This is a genomic window from Williamsia sp. MIQD14, from assembly GCF_051025635.1.
In the GTDB taxonomy this organism is placed as follows: Bacteria; Actinomycetota; Actinomycetes; order Mycobacteriales; family Mycobacteriaceae; genus Williamsia_A.
In genome coordinates this window covers 161,347-183,091 of sequence record NZ_JBPFDG010000002.1, presented here as the reverse complement: position 1 = coordinate 183,091, position 21,745 = coordinate 161,347, and the positions used below count along the sequence as shown (strand labels likewise).

The following is a 21,745-nucleotide window of genomic DNA, read 5'->3' as shown; positions in this document are numbered from 1 at the left end:
TACACTCGCCGCGTGCCTCTCACCATCACCTCCGTCAACGTCAACGGGATCCGCGCCGCGGTGAAGGAACGCAACCCCGACAACCCGGGGATCCTGCCCTGGCTGGGTGCGCCCACGGGACGCCGGTTCGTGCTCCTGCAGGAGATCCGCGCCTCCCGCGAGCAGGCGGTCGAGGCGCTCGCACCGGCCCTCGACGCGGGCTGGACGTTGTCGATGACGGAGTCGTCGGTGAAAGGTCATGCGGGCGTCGGGGTCCTCGGCACCGTCGCGCCCGACGCCGTGCGCATCGGCTTCGGCAGCGAGGAGTTCGACGGCACCGGCCGCTACCTCGAGATCGACGTCGCCTCCGACGGCGACTTCCCGGCGCTGACGGTGGGGTCGTTGTATCTGCCGAAGGGCGCCTCCGACGGACCGAAGCGTGACGAGAAGTTCCGCTTCCTCGACGAGTTCGGTGCCCACCTCGAGACGCTGTCGCGGCGGCGGCGCGGGGTCGTGGTCGGTGGTGACTGGAACATCGCGCACGCCGAGCTCGATCTCAAGGCGTGGAAGACCAATCAGCGCAGTCCCGGATTCCTCCCCGAGGAACGCGCCTGGATCGGGGGACTGCTCGAGCGCTCCTGGGTCGATGTGACCCGCGCGCTCGTCGGTGACGAGCCCGGTCCCTATTCGTGGTGGTCGTGGCGCGGCAAGGCGTTCGACAACGACTCGGGCTGGCGGATCGACTACCACCTGACCAACCCGGCGTTGGCGCGGCGGGCGCGCGACACCCGCGTCGAGCGTGCCGAGGCCTACGACCGACGCTGGTCCGACCACGCACCGGTCACCGTCGAATTCGCTTGAGGCCGGATGAAACAATGCCCCTCATGAGCAGCACCGAACGCGTCCTCTCCGGTATCCAGCCCACCAGTGACTCCTTCCACCTGGGCAACTACCTGGGTGCGGTGCGGCAGTGGGTGGCTCTGCAGGACGATTTCGAGGCGTTCTACTTCATCCCCGACATGCACGCGATCACCGCGCCACACGACCCCGCGGCCCTGCGGGAGCGCACGCTGCTCAGCGTGGCGCAGATGCTCGCCGTCGGGGTCGATCCGGACCGCTCGACGATCTACGTCCAATCCCACGTGCCCGAGATCGCGCAATTGACGTGGGTGCTGTCGTGCATCACCGGCTTCGGCGAGGCCAACCGCATGACGCAGTTCAAGGACAAGGCGGCCAAGCAGGGAACCGACTCCGCCGGTGTGGGCCTGTTCACCTACCCGATCCTGATGGCCGCCGATATTCTCGCGTTTGGAGTGGACAGGGTGCCGGTCGGTGAGGACCAGCGTCAGCACCTCGAACTGACCCGAAACCTGGCCCAGCGCTTCAACTCCCGGTTCGGCGAGACGTTCACGGTGCCCGAGGCGCACATCGTGGCCGAGACCGCGAAGATCTACGACCTGCAGAACCCGACGGCGAAGATGAGCAAATCGGCCGATTCCGATGCCGGCCTGATCAATCTGCTCGACGACCCGAAGCGGTCGGCGAAGAAGGTGCGTTCGGCGGTCACCGACAACGAGCGCGAGATCCGCCTCGACTGGGAGAACAAGCCCGGTGTCAGCAACCTGCTGAGCATCCAATCCGCACTGACCGGCACGCCCATCGGCGATCTGGTGTCGGGATACGAGGGCAAGGGATACGGCGACCTCAAGGTCGACACCGCCACCGTCCTGGCCGATTTCGTGGCACCGCTGCGCGGACGGGTCGACGAGCTGATGTCCGATCGCGCCGAACTCGACGGGATCCTCGCCCGGGGTGCCGACCGTGCGCGTGAGGTCGCCGCGCAGACGCTCGCGAGCGCCTATGACAAGGTGGGGTTCCTGCCGCGCACATGACGTGAGCACGAGACGGAGTCGACGAGCGGAGTGACCATGGCCGACACCGACGAGACATCGACCGAGAAGGGGCCCTCGCGCCTCGAACAGCTGCGGGCGCGGTATCCCTGGCTCGACCACCTGGTGCGGGCCGGTGGGCGCTACCAGGATTCCAAGGGCGACTTCTTCGCCGCCGGCGCGACCTACTTCAGCATCCTCGCGCTGTTCCCGCTCCTCATGATCGGTTTCGCCGCAGCGGGATTCGTCTTCGCCACCAGCCCCGGGCTCCTCGACGACGCGAAGACCAAGATCGCCGACTCGGTCCAGGGCGACATGGGCAACCAACTGCAGGACCTCATGGACCAGGCGATCAGCTCTCGGGCGTCGATCGGCGTGATCGGGCTGGTGCTCGCCCTCTATTCCGGTCTCGGGTGGATGGCCAACCTGCGCAACGCCCTGACCGTGCAGTGGGGAGCCGAGCCGCCGGCGTCGACCTTCGTCAAGACCAAGATCGGTGACCTCGGTGCCCTGCTGGGACTGTTCGTCGCGCTGGTGGTGTCGTTCGGCCTGTCGGCGATCGCGGGGAGTGGGCTGACGACCACGATCCTCGAGTTCGTGGGGCTCGATCACGTACCCGGCGTGTTCATCGTCGTGCGGGCGTTGTCGATCGTGGTGTCGTTGGTCGCCTCGACGCTGCTCTTCACCTGGGTCATCGCCCGACTGCCGCGGATCGCGCTGCCGTACCGCAACGCCGTGAAGGCCGGACTGCTCACCGCGGTCGTCTTCGAGGTCTTCAAGTTCATCGCGACCTTCTACCTGAAGAGCGTCACCAGCGGGCCCGCCGGTGCGACCTTCGGGCCCATCATCGGCATCATGGTGTTCGCCTTCTTCACCACGCGCATCATCCTTTTCGCGACGGCGTGGGCGGCGACCGATCCGATGAACGCGCAGTACGAGGCCGCCCGGGTGCCCGATCCGGTGACGATCGCACCGGTCGTCGCCGTGCGGCCCGAGCCGTCGGTGGTCTCCCTGGCGGCAACCGCTCTCACGGGCGCGGTGGCCGCACTGGGGATCTCACGGTTGCGCGCACGTCGCCACCGACGGTGAGGTGTCGGGTTCAGCGCGATCGGCGGTTGACCCGTAGCGCCGCGTAGACCAGGCCGAGGATGACGACGAGTCCGATGCCGCCGAACAGCAGCCGGTCGGTCCACGGCGAGTGGCCGGCACCGTCGTCGGACGACGGGTAGGCGACCGCGCCGCTGTGGGGTTCGCCGGACGCCGACCGGCCGGTCGAGCGGTCCGACGTCGCATCGGAGGTCGTCTCGTCGACGAGCCGTCCGACCGACTCGCCGGTCGGGATGCCGAACCCGTGGTCGAGGAGTCCCTTCGCCTGATCCCAGTAGGAGTCGTCGACCTCGTTGAGTCCGTACATCTGCACCACGATCAGGGTGCGACCCGAACGCTCCACCGCGCCGACGAAGGTCTTGCGCGCATCGTCGGTGTACCCCGTCTTCCCGCCGATGATGCCGGGATAGCCGTCGAGGAGCAGTCGGTTCTGGGTCTGCATCATGTAGCCCGGATGCGGTTTGTCATTCGGCACGTCGGCGAGTGGCGGGTAGCCCGGGAACGGCGCGTTCACGTGCGAGATGAGGTCGCGGAACGTCGAGTTCTTCAACGCCGCCCGGAAGATCAGCGCGAGGTCGTACGGGGAGGTGCTCATCCCGGGAGCGTCGAGTCCCGACGGTGACGCCGCGCGGGTGTCCTCGGCTCCGAGTCGGTGCGCCATCTCGTTCATCTTCCCGACCGCCACCTCGTAGCCGCCGAGTTCGCGGGCCAATGCGTTGGCGCAGTCGTTGCCCGACACCATCAGCAGGCCCTGCAGCAGTTGTCGCACGGTGTAGCGGCCGTCGGGACCGATGCCGGCGGAGTCGCCCTCCATGCTGTAGTCGGCGCGCGTGCCGGTCACGGTGGTGTCGAGATCGAGTTCGTCGAGGGCGACCAGAGCCAACAGTGTCTTGATCGTGCTCGCCGGGCGGTATCGACCGTGCGGGTCCTTGGCGGCGAGGACGGCGCCGGTTCCCGCGTCGGCGACCAGCCAGCCGGCCGAGGTGATCCCGCGGGGTATCGATGCGGCGTCACCCGCGGTGACGACCCCGCATGCGCCGAGCTTCTCGCCGCCGACCGGAGGGTCGGGCACCGGGAGCGCGGCCGGAGCCGTCTGGCCCGAGGGCGGTACCTCCGAGGTGTCGACGGCCGCGGCGGGGGATGTGCGGTACGGGCAGTTCTCGGTGTTCGGGGTGCTCGGCGCCCCCGCGGTCGGTGTCGGGACCACCGGGTCGGCGTGTGCCGCGGCGCCGAAAGTGCCGCACGCGACGACCACGGCGACCGTCGACACCGAGGCGGCGAGGAATCGGGACGATCGACTGAGGGCTGGCATCGAGGTCGAAAGTACCCCGACGGACGTCAGGCCCCGAGAAACCGCGCGGCGCGTGCTCCCCACTGTCGGACGTGGTCGGGCTCGGTGGCGATCTCGAGGGTCGCGTCGGGCAGGAGTTCGGCGAGCCGCTGTGCAGTGCTGACCGGGTGTCCTGCGTCGGTGTCCCACGGCAGCAGAAGCGTGGGGTGGGTGATGCCCGTGACGCTGTCGACGTCGGGCAGGTCGGACTGCGCCGCGCCTCTCATCACCGAGGGCAACAGCCCGACGTCGACGGCGGGAGGACGCGGTTCGGTCGACCATCCACCCGCGGTGATGATCGGCGGCGGAGGCATGGCGGACACCATCGCGAACAGGGCCTCGAGACCCTCGTTCTCGAGGAGGGTCGCGGTGCTCAGGTACCCGCTCGAGTGGCCCGCGCGTGTTTCCCAGGCGGTGGGAGTGAGCGACAGGACGAGCCGCCGGAAACGGTGGGGAGCGCGCAGGACGGCCCAGAGGATGGCTGCTGAGCCCATCGATGCCCCGATGGCGTCGACGGGTTCCTTCGGCGACACCGCGTCGATCACGGCCAACAGGTCATCGGCGAGAGCGGTCCAGATGTAATCCGCCGGGACCGGGCGTCCGGTCGAGGCGCCGTGGCCGCGCGCGTCGAACCGCACGAGCTCGCGGTCGTCACTGTCGACGGGCGTCCAGTCGAAGATGCCGCTCTCGTCGTCGAACTGTCGGCTGGAGGACATGCCGTGGGCGTAGACGGCGATCGGTCGCGTCCCCGTCGGGGTGTCGACGGCGAGATCGGCACCGTCGCGGGGGATTCGGAGGTCGGTCACGGGGCAGACGATAGGCGTAGACCGAAACTGTACGGATGTCGGGAACCGTTTTCGGGCTCGGGAACAATCCTCGGCCCGGATGGCGTTACACCACCCGACGGGCCCGATTCACTGCCCCGGGTACCACCCCATTTGCCGCCACGAGCGGCCTTCTGCCGAGAGGCGCAATGGCGGGTCCGTCCTCCGCGTGGCCGTCCACCCCCGATCGGGGTGGGCGGCCCGCTGTGCGTGCGGACCCGGCCGCCTCTCGGATCCTCCTCCCGGTGAACCGGTCAGATCTTCCCGGTGAACCGGTCAGATCTTGCTGTAGGCCTCGGTGAGGACGCCGCGCAGGATCGACTCGATCTCGTCGAACTCGCGCTGTCCGCAGATGAGCGGCGGCGCCAGCTGCACCACGGGATCGCCGCGGTCGTCGGCCCGGCAGTACAGCCCGGCCTCGAACAGCGCGTGCGACAGGAACCCGCGCAGGACACGTTCGGACTCGTCGGCGGTGAACGTCTCCTTGGTCGCCTGGTCCTTGACCAGTTCGATTCCGTAGAAGTACCCCTCGCCGCGGACGTCGCCGACGATCGGGAGATCTCGCAACCGCTCCAGGGTCGAGCGGAAGGCACCGGCGTTGTTCTTGACGTTGTCGGTGATGCCCTCCCGCTCGAAGATGTCGAGGTTGGCCAGGGCCACCGCCGCCGAGACCGGATGCCCGCCGAAGGTGTAGCCGTGGGCGAAGGAGGTGACGCCGTCGTCGAACGGCTCGAAAAGGCGGTCGCTGGCGATCATGGCGCCGATGGGTGAGTACCCCGAGGTCATGCCCTTGGCGCAGGTGATGATGTCGGGCACGTAGCCGAAGTCGTCGCAGGCGAACATCGAACCGATGCGCCCGAAGGCGCAGATCACCTCGTCCGACACCAGCAGCACGTCGTATTCGTCGCAGATCTCACGCACCCGCTCGAAGTAGCCCGGTGGCGGCGGGAAGCAGCCGCCCGCGTTCTGCACGGGCTCGAGGAACACCGCGGCCACGGTGTCGGGTCCCTCGAACTCGATCGCCTCGGCGATGCGATCGGCGGCCCAGCGTCCGAACGCCTTCGGGTCGTCGGCGTGTTCGGTGGCCCGGTAGAAGTTGGTGTTAGGCACGCGGAACGCGCCCGGGGTCAACGGTTCGAAGTCCTGCTTCATCGCCGGGATGCCGGTGATGGCGAGCGCGCCCTGCGGGGTGCCGTGATAGGCCACCGCCCGCGAGATCACCTTGTGTTTGAACGGCTTTCCCTGGAGCTTGAAGAACTTCTTGGCCAGCTTCCACGCACTCTCGACGGCCTCGCCACCGCCGGTGGTGAAGAAGACGCGGTTGAGGTCGCCGGGAGCGTGGTGGGCGAGTCGCTCGGCGAGTTCGATCGCCGGCGGTGTCGCATAGGACCACAGCGGGAAGAACCCCAGCGTCTGCGCCTGGTTCGCGGCCGCCCGGGCCAGCTCCTCGCGACCGTGACCGACCTGCACGACGAAGAGGCCCGACAGCCCGTCGATGTAGCTGCGTCCCCGGTTGTCGAAGATGCGATGGCCCTCGCCGCGGGTGATCACCGGGGGAGTGATGTGTTCGCCGTGGCGGGCGAAGTGGCCCCAGAGGTGTCGGGCGCTGCGGGCACCGAGATCGGAACCCGCGGCGTCGGAGGAGGAGCTGACGGGCATCGCTGTGGTGGTCATCGGGTTCCCCAGTTATATTGCTGTTTGACGAGTTTCAGGTAGACGAGCGTCTCGGTCGCGGTGACGCCCGGTTGCGTGCGGACCGTGCGGTTGAGCAGTTCCAGCAGACCGTCGTCGTCCTCGCAGACCACCTCGATCATGATGTCGAAGCTGCCCGCGGTGAGGACGACGTAGTCGATCTCGGGGATCTCGGCGAGGTTCTTCGCCAGCGCCACCGAGTCACCCGTGCAGCGGATGCCGATCATGGCCTGCCGGGCGAACCCCACCTGCAACGGATCGGTCACCGCGACGATCTGCAGAACCCCACTGTCACTGAGCTTCTGGACTCGATTGCGTACCGCTGCTTCCGACAGTCCGATCGACTTGCCCACCGAGGCATAGGAACGGCGGCCGTCGGTCTGCAACGCTTCGATGATCTGCTTCGAGACGTGATCGAGGTCTTTGGCCACTGCGTCATGGTGACGGATTCCGTCGAATGACGCAACAAAAACCATTGATCCGGTGGTTTGGGTAGCGGTTTGATGGCGGAATCCGTCGCAATTCACCTACCATCGAGCCCATGCCGCCAACTCTGCCCGCCGGATGGGTGTCCGGGAGAGACCTCGTCGCGACGGGCCCTGTGCACACGGTCGTCGACCCGGCGACCGATCTGCCGGTCGCGCAGATGGCGCTGGCCATCGTCGACGATGTCGACGACGCGGTCGCGGTGGCGCGGGCCGCCCTGCACGAGTGGTCAGGTGCCACCCCGGCACGTCGCAGCGCCGTGCTGCGCAGACTTGCCGCCATCCTCGAACGCGAGTCCGATGAGCTCGCAGCGCAGGAGGTCAGTCAGACCGGCAAACCGATCCGCCTCGCCACCGAGTTCGACCTGCCGGGCGCGGTCGACAACACCGATTTCTTCGCCGGCCTCGCCCGGGCCCTCGAGGGAAAGGCCACCGCCGAGTACTCCGGCGACCACACCTCGTCGATCCGACGGGAGGCCGTCGGTGTCGTCGCGTCCATCACGCCGTGGAACTACCCCCTCGGGATGGCGGTGTGGAAAGTGATGCCCGCGTTGGCCGCCGGGTGCACCGTCGTGCTGAAACCGGCCGAGCTCACGCCACTCACCACCCTGACCCTCGCGCGGCTGGCCACCGAGGCCGGCGTTCCCGACGGTGTCTTCAACGTCCTCACCGGAACCGGTGCGGAGGTGGGCGCCGCCCTCGCCGGACACCGCGGTGTCGACGTGGTCACCTTCACCGGTTCGACCGGTGTCGGGCGACGGGTGATGGCCGCGGCCGCGACGCGCGGCACGCGTGTCCAGCTCGAGCTCGGGGGCAAGGCGCCGTTCGTGGTGTTCGACGACGCCGATCTCACCGCCGCCGTCCACGGAGCGGTCGCCGGGGCTCTCATCAACTCGGGACAGGACTGCACCGCGGCGACCCGCGCCATCGTCGCCCGGCCCCTCTACGACGACTTCGTCGACGGTGTCGGCGAACTGATGTCGCGGGTCCGCATGGGCGACCCCACCGATCCCGCCACCGACATGGGCCCGCTCATCTCCCGTGCCCACCGCGACAAGGTGGCCGGGATGGTGTCGCGCGCAGCCGCATCGGGGGTTCGGGTGGTGACGGGCGGGGTCCTGCCGTCCGGCCCGGGCGCCTTCTACCCGCCGACCCTGCTCGCCGACGTCGACGAGAAGGCAGAGGTGTATCGCGACGAGGTGTTCGGTCCGGTCCTCACCGTCAGCGTCTTCGATGACGACGACGACGGCATACGACGCGCCAACGACACCGACTACGGGCTCGCGGCCTCGGCGTGGACACACGACGTCTATCGCGCGCAGCGCGCCGCACGGGACATCCGCGCGGGATGCGTGTGGATCAACGACCACATCCCGATCGTGAGCGAGATGCCGCACGGTGGTTTCGGGGCGTCGGGATTCGGCAAGGACATGTCGGCCTACTCCCTCGACGAGTACCTCTCGATCAAGCACGTGATGAGCGACATCACCGGTGTGGCCCGCAAGCCCTGGCACCGAACGATCTTCGCCGCGGGGGAGGAGGCGTGACCGTCTCCGCGTGGGCAGAGGAGCCCACCGAACGTGGCCGTCGCATGATCGCCGACGCCACCCGTCGGCCCTTCTGGCTGGACCGTCCCGAGCGCCCCGAGGCGCGGCCGGCGCTGCGCGGGGACCGTCGATGCGACCTGCTGGTGATCGGCGCCGGGTTCACCGGACTGTGGGCAGCGGTGCAGGCCATCGAGGCCGACCCCGACCGGCAGGTGATCCTCGTCGACCGCGACCGGGTGGCCGAGCAGGCGTCGGGACGCAACGGGGGATTCTGTTCGGCGAGCATCACCCACGGACTGTCGAACGGCCTGTCGCGTTTCGTCGACGAGCTGCCGGAGCTGCTGCGTATGGGCGACGAGACGCTCGACGAGATCGAGAAGGCGGTGCACCGCCTCGGCATCGACGCCGACCTAGAACGGACCGGCGAACTCGACATCGCCAACTACGACTGGCAGGTCGACGCGGTCCGTGAGGGGGTCGACGAGGCCGTCGCACTGGGGCGCTCCAACACCTTTCACGACACCGACGACGCCCGCGCCAAGGTGCGGTCGCCGATGGTGGCGGCCGCGGCCCACGACCCGGCGGTCATCATGCTCGACCCGGCCAGACTGGCCTGGGGACTCGCGCGCGCCGCCGAACGCCTCGGGGTGGTGATCTGTGAGAACACCGAGATCACCGGACTGCGCCGGCGCGGCCGAGGGGTGCACGCGGAAACACCGCGGGGGTCGGTGACCGCGAACAAGGTCATCGTCGCCACGGCCGCGGCACGCCCCCTGCGCCGGTGGAACCGGTGGGGCACCGTCCCGGTGTGGGACTACGTGCTGATGACCGCGCCGCTCACCGAGGCGCAACGCGCATCGATCGGCTGGGACGGGCGGGAGGGCCTGGCCGACGGCGGCAACCGCTTCCACTACTTCCGGCTCACCACCGACGACCGCATCCTCTTCGGTGGATGGGATGCGGTGTATCGCTACGGATCCGACCGCGACGATCGCCACAGCACCGATGACCACGAGTTCGCGATACTCGCCGAACACCTGATACAGATGTTCCCGCAACTCGAGGGCATCGCGATCAGCCACGCCTGGGGTGGCGCCATCGACACCAGTTCCCGGTTCTGCGCGTACTGGCACACCAGCATCCGCGGACGGGTCGTGTCGGTGCTGGGATTCACCGGATTGGGTGTGGGCGCATCACATTTCGGTGCCCGAACCGCGCTCGACCTCGTCGACGGGTACGACACCGAACGCACCCGCCTCGCGATGGTGCGGACCAGACCCATCCCGTTCCCGCCCGAACCTCTGCGCTGGATCGGCATCACCATCACCCGCAGGCAGTTCGCCCGCGCCGATCGCTCGCAGGGCCGCCGCGGGATCTGGCTGCGCACCATGGACAGGGTCGGACTCGGATTCGACAGCTGATCGCTCCGCGATCGGATTCGACGGTTGATCGCTCCGCGATCGGATTCGACAGCTGATCGCCGCCGTCGAGGGAACCCCCTCGCGTACGTTTGGTGGAGTACGTCACCGTCGACCGGAGGATCCCCTCATGACCGATCAGACCAGCGTCACCGTCGAGCGTCTCATCGACGCATCCGCCAAGGACGTCTTCGACATCCTCTCCAACCCCAAGCGGCACCTCGAACTCGACGGCTCGGGTTTCGTGCGCGGCGATGAGAACGGCGAACGAATCAAAGCTGTCGGTGACGTGTTCACCATGAACATGGACGGCCCCCACATGGGTGGCGAGTACAAGACCGACAACCACGTCAGCGGCTTCGCCAAGGACAAGCTGATCGCGTGGAAGACCGCGCCCGCCGGCAACGAGCCGCCCGGGTGGGAGTGGTTGTGGGAGCTCGACTCCCAGGGCCCCGACTCCACCCTCGTGCGCCTCACCTACGACTGGTCGAAGGTGACCGACAAGAAGCTGCTCGAGCAGATCAAGTTCCCGCTCGTCAGCGAGGGTGAACTCGAGGACAGCCTCGGCCGGCTCGCGGCCGCGACCACCGGATAGTCGATCGGGGGCGTCCACAGGTCAGGCGGGCTGCTCTCCGACCGGTTCCGGCGGTGTCATGGAGGCCGGCGCGCATCCAGGGTGTCGGCGCGGGTCAGGATGCCATCCGCACCGAGGATGCTGCGCCCAGGGCGAATACCGTGTCGACGCACACTTTCAGGGCCGCAGCGACGTCCTCCACGGCGACCCGTTCGAGCGGGTTGTGACTGTGCCCGCCCTCGGATCGTATGAAAACCATTCCCGTATCGGTGTTCTCCGCGAAAACCATGGCGTCGTGGCCTGGGATCGACCACAGGTGGGGAGTGTCGGTGGCCGTGCTCGCCTCGATCGCGTCGCCGAGTCGTCGCGTGACGTGACCGCCGAACGTTGTCGCCTTCGCGTGGTGATCGGTGGCTGCGACGGGTGTCAACGCGCGGCGCGCCGCCACGGCGTTGACGATTCCGACGACGTCGGCGACCGCGCGGGCGAGTCGCCGATCGTCGGTGGCGCGTACGTCGACGGTGAATTCCGCTGTGCCGGGAACGACGTTCACCGTTCCCTGCCCGAACGTCATTCGGCCGATCGTTATCCGGAGTTCTCGGTGCTCGTGGGCGTATTCCTCCAGCCGCAGCACCGCCTCGGCGGCCCCGGAACCCGCATCGCGCCGGTCGGCGATCGCCGAGGCGGCGTGAGCCGGAGCCCCATGCAGGGTCACGGTCATGCGGACCGCTCCGGCGATGCCGGACACCACGCCGAGCGGCTGGGCGTCGCGCTCGAGGCACCTGTCCTGCTCGATGTGCGGCTCCAGATAGAACGCAGCGTCGACACCCGACGGGGCATCCGCGAGAGCATCGGGGTCGAGGCCGAAACCCACCATCGCATCGGCGAGCGTCACGCCGTCGCGGTCGCGTAGGTCCGCCCACGCCGGATCGACGCTGCCGGCGGCGAACCTACTGGTCATCAGCGTCGCCGGGAAGCGGGCGCCTTCCTCGTCGCCGAAGGCCACGACTCGGAGCGGGTGCCGCATCATCGCGCGCAACGGCGCCATCACCTCGGCGACCTCGATCCCCAACAGCACTCCGAGGACCCCGTCGTAGCGGCCGGCGTCGGGGACGGTGTCCAGGTGTGACCCGATGACGATCGGTCGCTCGGTGGTAGGCGCGGCCGACCCGGTCTGACCCCACTGTGATCCCAGGCGGTCGCGCCACGTCGTCAAGCCCGCCTCCCGCATCCAGCGATCGACCCGGCGGTTCGCCCGGTCGTGCTCCGGCGTCAGGAACAGACGATGAATGGCGTCCGGCCGCGCCGAATCCCGCGCGAGGACGTCGCACCGGCGCATGACCCGACGGGCACGAGCGAGGTGGATCGGATCGGCCACGGCGATCACCGGTTCCGGGGGGCGGAGGCCAGGTGTCGCCCCCACCATTCGACGATGGTTGCCAGCCGCGCCACCCTGTTGACGGGATCGCCGGTGCGGGACAGCTCGTGTGTCTCACCCGCGAAGGCCACCAGCTCGACGGGCTGTCGTCGGATCCGCATCTCGAAGAGCAGTCGCCGCGCCTGCTCGAACGGACAGTGTCCGTCCTGCTCGGAGTGCATGACGAGAAGGGGGAGCGCAATGTCGTCGGCGAATGTGACGGGGCTCTGATCGGCCCATGTCGTCCGGTCCGTGCCGTACAGCGCGCAGGCGGTGTTCCATCCGTCGTCCCCTGCGGCCGCGAAGCTGTCGATGTCGTACACACCTCGCTCGCAGATGCCGGCGCGGAACAACTCCGGGGCCTTTGCCGCGAGCCAGGCGGTCATGTACCCGCCGAAGGATCCGCCCATCACACCGACGCGGCCGGGGTCGAGTCGATCGTCGGTGGCCATCGCGTACGTCACCGCGGCGAGCAGGTCTCGCTGGGTGGACTCGGCGAGCGGCCAGGCGGCCTCGCCGTGTGCCTGTCCGTAGCCGGACGTTCCGCGCGGGTTGACCAGGATCGTCGCGATGCCGGAATCGGCGTACACCTGCGCGTCGTCGAGCGCCGCCGGGCCCTGCAGTGTGTATCCGAACTGTGTGAAGGGGCCGCCTTTGATCGTCAACACCACCGGGTGCGGCCCCGGACCCTCCGGCAGCACCTTCCACCCCTCTATCTGGTAGCCGTCGACATCGGCCACGAATCGCTCGGGTTCGTAGATCGGGCATCGTGTGGTCAGAGCCGACCCGAACGCGGTGATCGCGCGCTCACCGTCGTCGTCGGCGATCACCACGTCGCCGGCCGTCGCGGGGGAGGTCACGACTGCGGCAACCCGCACTCGCCCGTCGGGGCGTGCGACGGCGAATCCGTTCACCTGCCGTCGACCGCCTATCAGCGTCGAGATCACTGCGCCGGTCTGATCGAATCGGACCAGTTCGGTGGCGCCACGGCTGTCGATGCCCGCGACGAACCCTCCCGGAACAGGCCGCTGCGTCTGGCACGAGAACCCGATGTGGTGCGGTTCGGCATCGGTCAGACGACTCACCAATCCGGACGCGACGTCGACGCTCCACACACCGAAACTCGCCGCAGCAGAGGGAACGCCGTCAGCATCGAGGACCTCGGCCGCGAACAGCACGGTCGATCCGTCCGCGGTGAATTCCGGGCCACCCTTGACGGTGTCACCGGCGACGATGACCCGGCGATCGGCGCCCGAGACATCGACGATCGCGATGGCGTTGCGCGCGTTGAGATCGCCGTCGGGCGAGGTCGATACGACGTACGCCAGCGCGCGTCCGTCGGGGCTCCAGGCGGGTGCGGTCGCGTCCTCGGTGCAGGGAGCGAGCGCCCATGGTGTCGGATTGTCGGCGAACGGCGCGACGGCCTCGATGCGCCGTGGCCGGTCGATCGTGGCACCGAAACCGTCGGCGAATCCGCCGACCCCCAGGTAGCGACGGTCGGTGGAGACGCGGCCGCCGGTGTACGCGCCCGTGAGGTCGGTGCGGGTCACATACGCGACGGCGTCGCCCTGAGGACTCCACACACCCGAGTTCACGCCGAGTTCGGCGGTGGTGATCTGTGCGTGGACCGACCCGGCGAGGTCTGCGACGAACAGCTGCGATGGCCCGCCGTCGTGTGGTGCTCGCGCGAACAGGACCCACCGGCCATCGGGGGAGACCTGGGGCGACGACCCCGACGAGTCACCGGCACAGAACAGTTCCTCGGCCTGTGCACCGTTTCGTGAGATCCACATGGTGCACCGGTAGGTGTTGCTGCTGACGTCGGCCTGCAGGACGTGGAAGACCACAACGTTTCCGAGGTCATCGATCGACGGGGTTCCCACGATCGGCATGGAGTCGATACGTTCTGCGGCCCGGGCACCGTCGAAGCGAATCCTGCTCGGCGGCGCGTCGGTGTCCGATTCGACGAGTAGAGACATCGGGTTCCTCCTGGTTGGTGATGGTTCCGACATACGGACCGCAGCCCGATTCGGTGTGGGGGATGGGGTGGCGACGGGTGTCACACGGATGCGGCGAGGGTTCGAGCGGACTCGAGCCGCTGGTCGACGTCGGCGAGGTGATAGGTCTCCGACAGGCTCACCAGGCCGGCACGTACCTGCTCGAGCAGTTCGATCACGCGGCCCCGATCGCCGCGGATGCGGGCGATGTCGGCGAGCGAATCCAGAGCCGCCAGTTGGGACTTGGTGGCACCGCAGGTCGAGGCCATGTCTGCAGCACGGGTGCAGCTGACCTCAGCCTCGTCGAGGCGTCCGAGCTCCGCCGCGTAGGACCCGACGGCGTTGAGGCAGTCGATGAGTCGAGTGTGCGAATCGCCTCGTTCGGCGGCGTCGAGTCCCAGTCGTGCCATGGCGTAGGCGCGGTCGAAACCGCCACGTTGCTCGGCACACCAGGCGTTGATGTAGTAGGCGTCGGAGAGCACGTCCGTGCGTCGACTGCGCTGCGCTTCGAGGATCGCGGTCGCACCCAGCGCACGAGCCTCGGTGTGTTGCCCGACCCGTGACAACGACTGGGCCAGGAAGCGTCGGACGATGGACCTGCACACGTAGTCCTCGAGCGACACAGACTCGACTGCCCGCCATATCGTCAGGACAGCGTCGAAGCGGCCGGCGTCGACCTCCACGGAGTTGATCGCCATCGCCACGCCGACGAGTTCGGGCTCCGACAGCCCCAGAGAGCATCCGCTCTCCATGACCCGGTCGAACAGCGCGTGACCGGCAGGCACGAGCTCTCCCAGGCGGGACAGCGAACACCGTCGTGGCAACTCGTCGGGGACCTCGAGCAGGTCGACGGGCATCGCCCAGCTCTGAGGACGGGCGCGACGGTAGACGCCGTAGGTGTGTCGGGCGAATCGCCGGCACTCGTTCGGCGATGTGACCATGAGACGTCTCACCATGTCATGACCTCCTCGGCCAACTCGATGACCGGCCGGGGATCCCGCGCCGGTGGGGTGGTGGATGATTCGGACTCGAGCCGAAAGGCACCGCGGCCCAACAACGTCGGAGGCACCGCACGCCGTACGTCTGGTGCCGAATGCGACCCCGACGAACGTCGGCGCTCGAGTTCGTGCGTGGGCAGCGAGTGATCCCAGTACCCCGCCCAGTGCGCCATGAAATCAGCACGACCGCTGGCGGCCGCAGTGGGATGCCGACGTGCCGCGGTGACGGCCGCGGCCAGGCCCATCAGGTCGGCCGCGTCCTCTCGGACGGTACGACCAGTGGTGTCACCGGTGTGGCGGGCGTACTCGCGTGACACCTGGGCCAGCCACCGCGACGGACTCCAGGGCGCACCCCCCGCCGGGTCGTCCGAGCTTCCTGCTGCGCCGTGCCGCGGGACCACGCAGTGCGCCAGCTCGTGGCCGATGACGAAGCCCAGGCGGGCGAAGTCGGCTGCAGTCGACGACTGGTACTCGCGAGCAGTGAGCAGACGTGGGGTGTCGATGAGCCCGATACCGATGTGGACGGTCAGGGTGCGGTGATCGAAGAATGCGATGTCCCACGCGGGCAGGGGTTCTCGGATGCGCGCGGTCAGACCGGCGGGATTGACTGCGCGGATGCGCTCGAACAAGGACTCCGCCGACAGGTCGGTCGTGCTCGCAATGTCGTCGTGCTGCCCCAGGTGCGTGGTGGTGGCCAGCGTGGTCGCCTCGAGTCGTTGCGCGATCTTCTCGGTCCCGCCGGTCGGGTCCATGGCGCGAACGAGGTCGGCCATCGCGGACCGAATCGACCCGAACATGTTCTGCACCACGTCGTCGGGTGCCGCCGCGTGTCGTTCGCGGAGTTCGGCGGCGATTTCAGAGGTGAATGCTCGCTTGCAGAAGCCGGTGGCCCGATGTGCCGGTGTCCGCGGGATCACCGCTCCGGATGCCTGGCTGTGGTAACCGAAGTTCAGCGCCGACAGGGCCGGGACGAACGGAGCGCTGTGGTGAACCGCGCCCCACGTGAGGAGATCCTGGAGAACCGGTAGTGGGGTGGATTCCAGCCAGTTGCACACGCCATCATCAGCAGTCGTCTCGATCGCCCGGAAGGATGCACCCGCGCGGCGTAGTGCGGCTGTTCCGACCGCTGTGAGAACGGGGTGGGTGCAGCGCTGTGTGGCAACGGATGTGGCGCGAGATCGTGCGTCGAGGAACTCGAAGTCGACGACGCTCGGCGCGACATCTGTCTCGACGCCACATGCGGTCAGCAGAGCCAGCACATGGGTGCCGAAGCGTTCGCGCTCGGCGTGTGTCGATTGAACTCCCCGGCCGTGTGTCGGACTGCTGAACCCGATGTGCAGGCGTGCCAGTCCTCGTGACAACCCACCCTGCAGCGTGACCGCGATGGGATAGCCGAATCCGTCGGCGCTGGCTCTGCCCATCTCCTCGAGCAGCCCACGCCGGTCGGCGCACGCGACGCGCGTGGTTCTCCACGCGACAATCCGTTCGGTCGTGGTCTCGATCGGCTCCCCGCGGACGAGGTCCGCGTGAAGCTCGGCGATCGACTGCGAGCGGGCGGGGTTGCTGACCCACGAGTGCGGGTCGGTGAGAATCGCGGTCAGCTGATCGTCGATGTCGGCGGCGCTTCGACCCAGCGACGACTCGTGCCACTCGCTGACGCTGCCGTTGATGGTGGGTGCCGACATCACGCGCTCATCTGTTGCTGGTGCCGCGTCGTGGATCCGCCGGCCGTCCGAAGCAGAGGGGAGGAGACCACCGCGAGTGTGCCGAGCACCAGGACGGCTGCGACGAGAAAGCCGGTCCGGGGTGTGACGACCGACAACAATGCTCCACCGACGAGCATGCCGAAGGCGGGGCCGCTGTTGGACACCATTCCCAGTGCGGCAAACGCCCGCCCTCGAAACTCCTCCGGCACAGAGGTGTTGAGGTACACGTGGGTCGCGGTGGCGCCCGCCCCGTTCCCGAGGCCGCCGATGAAGTAGAAGGGGAGCAGAACCCAGACTGTGGGGGACATACCGGCGCCCAGGATGCCGAGGCCCACGAGCGCGAACGATGCGAGCAATAGGCGTTCCGGACTCGCTTTGACCCGCCCCACGAGCAATGCGCCTGGGATGAGTCCCGCCATCCACGCCGAACCCACGATCCCGTACGAGGTGGCCGATCCGCCCAGTGTGTCGCGGACCAGGAACACGATGTAGACGTTGATCGTGCTGGCTCCCAACATCAACACACCGTTGGCACTGAGCACCGCCACCAGCCCACGATCGGACAGGATGCGGTATCGGCGTCCCGGTTCGGCGCTGAGATCAGTCGATGTCGCTGTCGTCTTCGACCTCTGCCCGGAGGCTCGCCCCACCGGTTCACGTAGGAGGACGGCCCCGAGGACGACGACTGCGAACGAGGCGGTGTTGACGCCGAACGCGGCCACGACGCCGAACTGACCGAAGAGCAGCGCTCCCAGAGCCGGCGCGCACAGCATGCCCGCCATCGCCGACATCTGGGACAGAGAAGCTGCTTTGGCCTGTTGGTCGGAACGCATCAGCGTTCCGGGCAGCGAGCCGAACACTGGGTGGGAGAAGGCGACACCTGCTCCGAGACCAGCAATGATCGCTGTCCAGACAAACCTGTCCGAGGTGAAGAGCATCGCGGCCGACAGCACGAGTTGGAACAGGGCTGTGGTCATGAGCACGGACGTCTTCCCGAACCGATCGACCACGCGCCCGGAAATCGGACCGAGGAGCACCGGCGGCAAGGTCGCGGCCAACAGGACGCTGGCGATGGTGAACCCGCCGTAGCCCCGTGACTGCAGCGAGAGTTCGACTGCGGTGGCCGCGGTGATGTCACCGAGGAAGGTGAGCCCACGCATGGTCGCCACCACGCGCATGGCATGCCAATCGCCGGCGTGCGGCGTGGGTTCGGCGATCGGGGTGTCTGTCTCAGGGCTGGAGCTGATGGTCATGATGTCCTCTCGTTGGACCGGCGTTCGAGGATGCCTGCGCGTATCAGGGTCAGGGCGGCCGCACGATTGCGGTCACGGCCGCTGTGCGGCAGGAGAGTTGCCACGTCGATCGAGGTGTCGGTGGGCAGCGCGTCGAGATCTGCGGCCAGTGCGGCACTGACCGCGGTTGTGCCGCGCCGCCCGATCAACCGGACGCGTCCCGCGCCGTCGGCGGTCGCATGAAAGCGTGTGGAGCTGGGTAGGACGACGGCGTCGTCGTCGTCGACGGTGATCAGTGAGGCAAACGTCGGCGCATCAGGGTGGTGTGCGGCCGCAGGCACGACAGAGTCGTTCAGATGCGCGAGCACGGTCTCGACGACGCGTGACGGTGTGCGGGTTCGTGCGTCGAGATCCACGCCGGCGTCGCGGGCTGCGGATTCGATGATGGAGACGAGCAGATCGCGTACCGACGGGCGGTTCACCATGATCGACAGGTGCACCGACCCTGCCTGGGGCACGGCCAGAGCGCGATGGGGTGTGCCGGCCGGCACGAACATGACCGCACCGACGCCGAGTACGTGCGACCGGGTGGGGTCGATGCCGGCCAGCTCGGTCTCTAAGGTCCGCGCCGTGAGTGCACCGTCATCGGCCGAGGTACCGTCCCAGAGGTCCCAGCGTTTCGCGCCGGCCAGCTGTATGACCACCACGTCCACGTCGTCGACGTGCACGGGAAGTCCGGAGTGGCCGTTGGGAGTGGCGAAGAGCGCCATGTCCACACTCGTGACCGCCAGCTCTCTACCCAGTGTCCGAGTCAATTCGGCCAACGCCGGCTGTGCGCGGGCGACGTTGTCGATGATGACCGTCGCCCCGGCCGCGAACAGGTCGACGACCTTGGCAGTCGAGACCTGCTCGCGGACATGGCCGGTGGCGTCACGCGCTGCGGTCGTGTACGCCCGTGGGTGCACCGGACCGCTGGTGGCGTTCAAGCGGACATCCACGGCATCGGTTGCTCCGGAACGGATCACCTCGTCGAGAAGATTCCTGTGGGTGGGGATGGCGGTGCGCAGAGCGGACTCTCCGATGTCGACCGGGATGGTCGACACGGCGGTGACCGCCCGGGCGATCTCGGCCGCGAGCCTGGTGACCGACATCGGTCAGACTGTTCCGCGCACCAGGTCGAGGCGTGCCAGCGCCTTCACCATCGCGAGTCGACGTCCCGAATCATCGGAGGGCAGGATGATGTCGTCGAGCGGTACCGTTGCACCCGGCTCGACCGCCGACAGCAGCTCTGCGACGGAGCTGGGCATCGCGATCCGGCTGCCGTTGACCGACACCGTTGCCCGGCCGTCGATCACGTCGAGAACGGTGATACCGACACCGGTCCGCACCAGCGACTGGGCTGTGTGAAGTGCGTCGGCCGCGACGACCGACTCGAAGGTCGACCGGCGCCCGTGGCCTCCCTGTGACGCGGGCAGCGCGCGGAGTCGGTCGAGCTCGGACGTGGAGATCCGGTCGGTCAAGGCTTCGGTGAGATGCGTGGTGAGCTCGGTCAGCTGTGCGAGCATCTCGCCGGACTTCGACCGGGCGAGCGACGGATAGACGTTGTAGCGGTTGTCGGAGGCAACGATGTCCTTGACGAGGTCGAGGATCAATTCCGACCACATCCGGGGTCGCATCATCACCGAGAGGTGCAGCGAGGTCTCGTCTTCGGCGGCAGCGGCATGGGGTGTGCCGTAGGGAAGGTACAGAACATCTCCGGGGGCCATCACGAACTCGTCGCTGGGAGCGCCGAGTTTCTCCAGCGTGTACGACTCGTTGTCGCCTTTGCGGGGCTCAGGCAGGTCCCAGAGCTTCCACCGCTTGGTCCCGGACAGCTGCACGATGAACAGGTCGACCGGATCATGATGCGGCGGATAGCCTTTGCGTCCCGCCGGGGTGAGGAATGCGACGGGGTCGGTGCGCACCGACAGCTTGTCGTTCACGACGTCGGCGAGCCGGCGCATCGTGGGGAGGATGTGGTTGAGCGAACACCAGGTGACCGTCGCGCCGGCCTTGAACAGCTCATAGACCTTGTCGGCGACCACCGTGTCGGTCACGTTCACGCCCTGTACCACGACACTTCGGGTGTAGCCCTTCTCGGGCACGCCGGACCCGTTGAGGTTCACCTTGATGTACGGGGGGCGAATCGACTCCAGGCTCAACAGGTCATCGAGGTCCCGTGCGCTCAAGAGCGCGGTCGGGTCGTCGACCGCCCCGCGGCGTAGCAGCGTGCGTCGGCCGAAGTACTCCTCGTGGAATCGTGTCTCGTCGCCGACCAGGTCTTCGAATGTGATCATGTCGCTCTTCCGTCGCTGAAGTTGTGCGTTGATATCGATTCTTGCAAGTCTCGAAACGTATTCCAGGTGGCACCCAGAAAATGATTTCCTGGGTGCCACCTGGAAAATGATGTCACTGATTCAGGAAATGAGTCACTGAATGTTGACGTAGTACGAGGTGGCGAGAAGCTCCGGCGACGCCTCGATGAATTCGATGTCCGCGAAATCCATTGCCTCGTTCATGGTGATTCCCTTCTTTGGTGGATATCGCCGATTGGCGATGAACTGAAGCTACCCACGGCTGCGGGGGTGAGGGAGGGCCAGGCGACCTTCGGAAACAACCCTTTATCGAAGGTCATGTTTACGTAACCTAACGAATAGGCGCGTAACCTGCCGGTGAGGTTTGGCGTTACCTGTCACGTCGGCAAGCCCGCTAGCAGCACTGTTTCGGTTCGTATGTCGCAACGTGATCCGGCGTACGTGACTCCGGCGGTCCGGGGCGGGTCGGCAGGTACTCGTCGAGGACGCCGTCGCCGATTGTGAGCGGGTGTGGCGGTCGGGTCGGTCTGCGGACCGGTCATGAATCGTCGACATGGTTGTGCGAGTTCTTCGACGGCGCTGGGCGCAGCTGTCGGCGACGGGCGACAGCTGCCGTGGTCGGTGTATTCTCCAGCAGATGAACAACCACGAGAATGGGTCCGACGCCGTGGCCGGTAGTGATTCTTTCCGGAGTCTTGATGCCGCGATCGCGTATGGCTTCGACGCGCGTGATCGAGAGAACATGGCGCCGACCATCGAATACTTTTCTCGACTGCTCGACGATTATCCCGGCCATCCCGACGTGTTGTATGAATTGGGCGGATCGTATGACACAGCGGGCGACGGCGCGCGAGCCGAGAAGCTGTATCGAGACGCCATGGCGGCCGGCCTGGCTGGAGATCGGCTGCGTCGCTGCCTGCTGCAATACGGGAGCACACTGCGCAATCTGGAGCGCACCACGGAATCGGTGGTGGTCTTCGACGACGCATGTGAGAGGTTTCCGCGGTCTCCGGCGCTGAAGGTGTTCCGGGCGCTGAGCCTGTTCGCCGACGGTCGGGGTGCCACGGCGCTGGCAAGCCTTCTGGTGCTCATCGCCGATGACCTCGACAGTGACGACATTCGCCGATACGAGGCGGCAATCAGAGGTAACGCCGAGTATCTGAAGACCATCGACACCGACGCGACCGCGCAATAGC

General features: G+C 67.6%; 18 protein-coding genes. 7 read left to right on the top strand and 11 right to left on the bottom strand.

The genetic code is table 11. The features are described from left to right. Positions 1–12 precede the first annotated feature (12 nt). The 3 genes from ACQ7HM_RS08355 to yhjD are packed head-to-tail and all read left to right on the top strand — an operon-like array spanning position 13 to position 2,957. A complete protein-coding gene (locus tag ACQ7HM_RS08355) occupies positions 13–840 on the top strand; it encodes an exodeoxyribonuclease III (RefSeq protein ID WP_434215807.1) in 828 nt (275 codons plus the stop codon). A gap of 23 nt (positions 841–863) precedes the next feature. Further along, entirely contained in the window at positions 864–1,871 is a 1,008-nt protein-coding gene (gene trpS, locus ACQ7HM_RS08350) for a tryptophan--tRNA ligase (RefSeq protein ID WP_434215806.1), read from the top strand. A gap of 36 nt (positions 1,872–1,907) precedes the next feature. Next, on the top strand, positions 1,908–2,957 hold the full coding sequence (yhjD, locus tag ACQ7HM_RS08345; RefSeq protein WP_434215805.1) for an inner membrane protein YhjD: 1,050 nt from the start codon (positions 1,908–1,910) through the stop codon (positions 2,955–2,957). A gap of 10 nt (positions 2,958–2,967) precedes the next feature. Here yhjD and ACQ7HM_RS08340 read toward each other — a convergent pair whose 3' ends face one another. The 4 genes from ACQ7HM_RS08340 to ACQ7HM_RS08325 all read right to left on the bottom strand — a co-directional run bounded on the left by ACQ7HM_RS08340 (position 2,968) and on the right by ACQ7HM_RS08325 (position 7,252). After that, a complete protein-coding gene (locus tag ACQ7HM_RS08340; protein WP_434215804.1) occupies positions 2,968–4,287 on the bottom strand; it encodes a serine hydrolase in 1,320 nt (439 codons plus the stop codon). A gap of 26 nt (positions 4,288–4,313) precedes the next feature. Then, a complete protein-coding gene (locus ACQ7HM_RS08335; protein ID WP_434215803.1) occupies positions 4,314–5,111 on the bottom strand; it encodes an alpha/beta fold hydrolase in 798 nt (265 codons plus the stop codon). A 294-nt stretch (positions 5,112–5,405) separates the two neighbouring features. Continuing rightward, positions 5,406–6,803, bottom strand: a complete 1,398-nt coding sequence (locus ACQ7HM_RS08330) for an aspartate aminotransferase family protein (RefSeq protein WP_434215802.1) — start codon at positions 6,801–6,803, stop codon at positions 5,406–5,408. Next, complete coding sequence (locus tag ACQ7HM_RS08325) at positions 6,800–7,252, bottom strand: Lrp/AsnC family transcriptional regulator (protein WP_434215801.1); 453 nt, start codon at positions 7,250–7,252, stop codon at positions 6,800–6,802. The genes ACQ7HM_RS08330 and ACQ7HM_RS08325 overlap by 4 nt, the downstream gene beginning before the upstream one ends. Positions 7,253–7,362: 110 nt before the next feature. On the opposite strand from ACQ7HM_RS08325, the gene ACQ7HM_RS08320 reads away from it, so the two are divergent. The 3 genes from ACQ7HM_RS08320 (at position 7,363) to ACQ7HM_RS08310 (ending at position 10,866) form a co-directional block, all read left to right on the top strand. Continuing rightward, the gene (locus ACQ7HM_RS08320; protein ID WP_434215800.1) at positions 7,363–8,853 is read left to right on the top strand and encodes an aminobutyraldehyde dehydrogenase; all 1,491 of its coding nucleotides are present in this window, start codon (positions 7,363–7,365) and stop codon (positions 8,851–8,853) included. Then, complete coding sequence (locus ACQ7HM_RS08315) at positions 8,850–10,274, top strand: NAD(P)/FAD-dependent oxidoreductase (RefSeq protein ID WP_434215799.1); 1,425 nt, start codon at positions 8,850–8,852, stop codon at positions 10,272–10,274. Before ACQ7HM_RS08320 ends, ACQ7HM_RS08315 begins: the two co-directional genes overlap by 4 nt. 127 nt (positions 10,275–10,401) lie before the next feature. Beyond that, positions 10,402–10,866 carry an SRPBCC family protein gene (locus ACQ7HM_RS08310; protein ID WP_434215798.1) on the top strand — a complete coding sequence of 155 codons (465 nt, stop codon included), beginning with the start codon at positions 10,402–10,404 and terminating at the stop codon, positions 10,864–10,866. A gap of 94 nt (positions 10,867–10,960) precedes the next feature. On the opposite strand, the gene ACQ7HM_RS08305 is transcribed toward ACQ7HM_RS08310, so the two are convergent. From ACQ7HM_RS08305 to ACQ7HM_RS08275, 7 genes are all read right to left on the bottom strand, one after another. Continuing rightward, complete coding sequence (locus ACQ7HM_RS08305) at positions 10,961–12,223, bottom strand: Zn-dependent hydrolase (RefSeq protein ID WP_434215797.1); 1,263 nt, start codon at positions 12,221–12,223, stop codon at positions 10,961–10,963. A gap of 5 nt (positions 12,224–12,228) precedes the next feature. Further along, positions 12,229–14,241 (bottom strand): S9 family peptidase, encoded by a 2,013-nt coding sequence (locus ACQ7HM_RS08300; RefSeq protein ID WP_434215796.1) that lies wholly within the window; start codon positions 14,239–14,241, stop codon positions 12,229–12,231. An 80-nt stretch (positions 14,242–14,321) separates the two neighbouring features. Then, positions 14,322–15,215, bottom strand: a complete 894-nt coding sequence (locus ACQ7HM_RS08295; protein ID WP_434215795.1) for a hypothetical protein — start codon at positions 15,213–15,215, stop codon at positions 14,322–14,324. Further along, the gene (locus ACQ7HM_RS08290; protein ID WP_434215794.1) at positions 15,209–16,942 is read right to left on the bottom strand and encodes a hypothetical protein; all 1,734 of its coding nucleotides are present in this window, start codon (positions 16,940–16,942) and stop codon (positions 15,209–15,211) included. The genes ACQ7HM_RS08295 and ACQ7HM_RS08290 overlap by 7 nt, the downstream gene beginning before the upstream one ends. Further along, positions 16,942–18,216 carry an MFS transporter gene (locus ACQ7HM_RS08285; RefSeq protein WP_434215793.1) on the bottom strand — a complete coding sequence of 425 codons (1,275 nt, stop codon included), beginning with the start codon at positions 18,214–18,216 and terminating at the stop codon, positions 16,942–16,944. The genes ACQ7HM_RS08290 and ACQ7HM_RS08285 overlap by 1 nt, the downstream gene beginning before the upstream one ends. Further along, a complete protein-coding gene (locus tag ACQ7HM_RS08280) occupies positions 18,213–19,346 on the bottom strand; it encodes a JmjC domain-containing protein (RefSeq protein ID WP_434215792.1) in 1,134 nt (377 codons plus the stop codon). The genes ACQ7HM_RS08285 and ACQ7HM_RS08280 overlap by 4 nt, the downstream gene beginning before the upstream one ends. Before the next feature lie 3 nt (positions 19,347–19,349). Further along, on the bottom strand, positions 19,350–20,531 hold the full coding sequence (locus ACQ7HM_RS08275) for a cupin domain-containing protein (protein WP_434215791.1): 1,182 nt from the start codon (positions 20,529–20,531) through the stop codon (positions 19,350–19,352). A gap of 655 nt (positions 20,532–21,186) precedes the next feature. Between ACQ7HM_RS08275 and ACQ7HM_RS08270 the strand changes: the two genes are divergently transcribed. After that, on the top strand, positions 21,187–21,744 hold the full coding sequence (locus tag ACQ7HM_RS08270; protein ID WP_434215790.1) for a tetratricopeptide repeat protein: 558 nt from the start codon (positions 21,187–21,189) through the stop codon (positions 21,742–21,744). Position 21,745: the final 1 nt, after the last annotated feature.

What these genes read in the sequence shown, in the direction of transcription:
- ACQ7HM_RS08295 (WP_434215795.1), bottom strand. Translation starts at nt 15,215, where the DNA reads ATGGTGAGACGTCTCATGGTCACATCGCCGAACGAGTGCCGGCGATTC.
- ACQ7HM_RS08320 (WP_434215800.1), top strand. Translation starts at nt 7,363, where the DNA reads ATGCCGCCAACTCTGCCCGCCGGATGGGTGTCCGGGAGAGACCTCGTC.
- ACQ7HM_RS08330 (WP_434215802.1), bottom strand. Translation starts at nt 6,803, where the DNA reads ATGACCACCACAGCGATGCCCGTCAGCTCCTCCTCCGACGCCGCGGGT.
- ACQ7HM_RS08285 (WP_434215793.1), bottom strand. Translation starts at nt 18,216, where the DNA reads ATGACCATCAGCTCCAGCCCTGAGACAGACACCCCGATCGCCGAACCC.
- ACQ7HM_RS08290 (WP_434215794.1), bottom strand. Translation starts at nt 16,942, where the DNA reads ATGTCGGCACCCACCATCAACGGCAGCGTCAGCGAGTGGCACGAGTCG.
- ACQ7HM_RS08310 (WP_434215798.1), top strand. Translation starts at nt 10,402, where the DNA reads ATGACCGATCAGACCAGCGTCACCGTCGAGCGTCTCATCGACGCATCC.
- ACQ7HM_RS08340 (WP_434215804.1), bottom strand. Translation starts at nt 4,287, where the DNA reads ATGCCAGCCCTCAGTCGATCGTCCCGATTCCTCGCCGCCTCGGTGTCG.
- trpS (WP_434215806.1), top strand. Translation starts at nt 864, where the DNA reads ATGAGCAGCACCGAACGCGTCCTCTCCGGTATCCAGCCCACCAGTGAC.
- yhjD (WP_434215805.1), top strand. Translation starts at nt 1,908, where the DNA reads ATGGCCGACACCGACGAGACATCGACCGAGAAGGGGCCCTCGCGCCTC.
- ACQ7HM_RS08275 (WP_434215791.1), bottom strand. Translation starts at nt 20,531, where the DNA reads ATGATCACATTCGAAGACCTGGTCGGCGACGAGACACGATTCCACGAG.
- ACQ7HM_RS08300 (WP_434215796.1), bottom strand. Translation starts at nt 14,241, where the DNA reads ATGTCTCTACTCGTCGAATCGGACACCGACGCGCCGCCGAGCAGGATT.
- ACQ7HM_RS08280 (WP_434215792.1), bottom strand. Translation starts at nt 19,346, where the DNA reads ATGTCGGTCACCAGGCTCGCGGCCGAGATCGCCCGGGCGGTCACCGCC.
- ACQ7HM_RS08270 (WP_434215790.1), top strand. Translation starts at nt 21,187, where the DNA reads ATGAACAACCACGAGAATGGGTCCGACGCCGTGGCCGGTAGTGATTCT.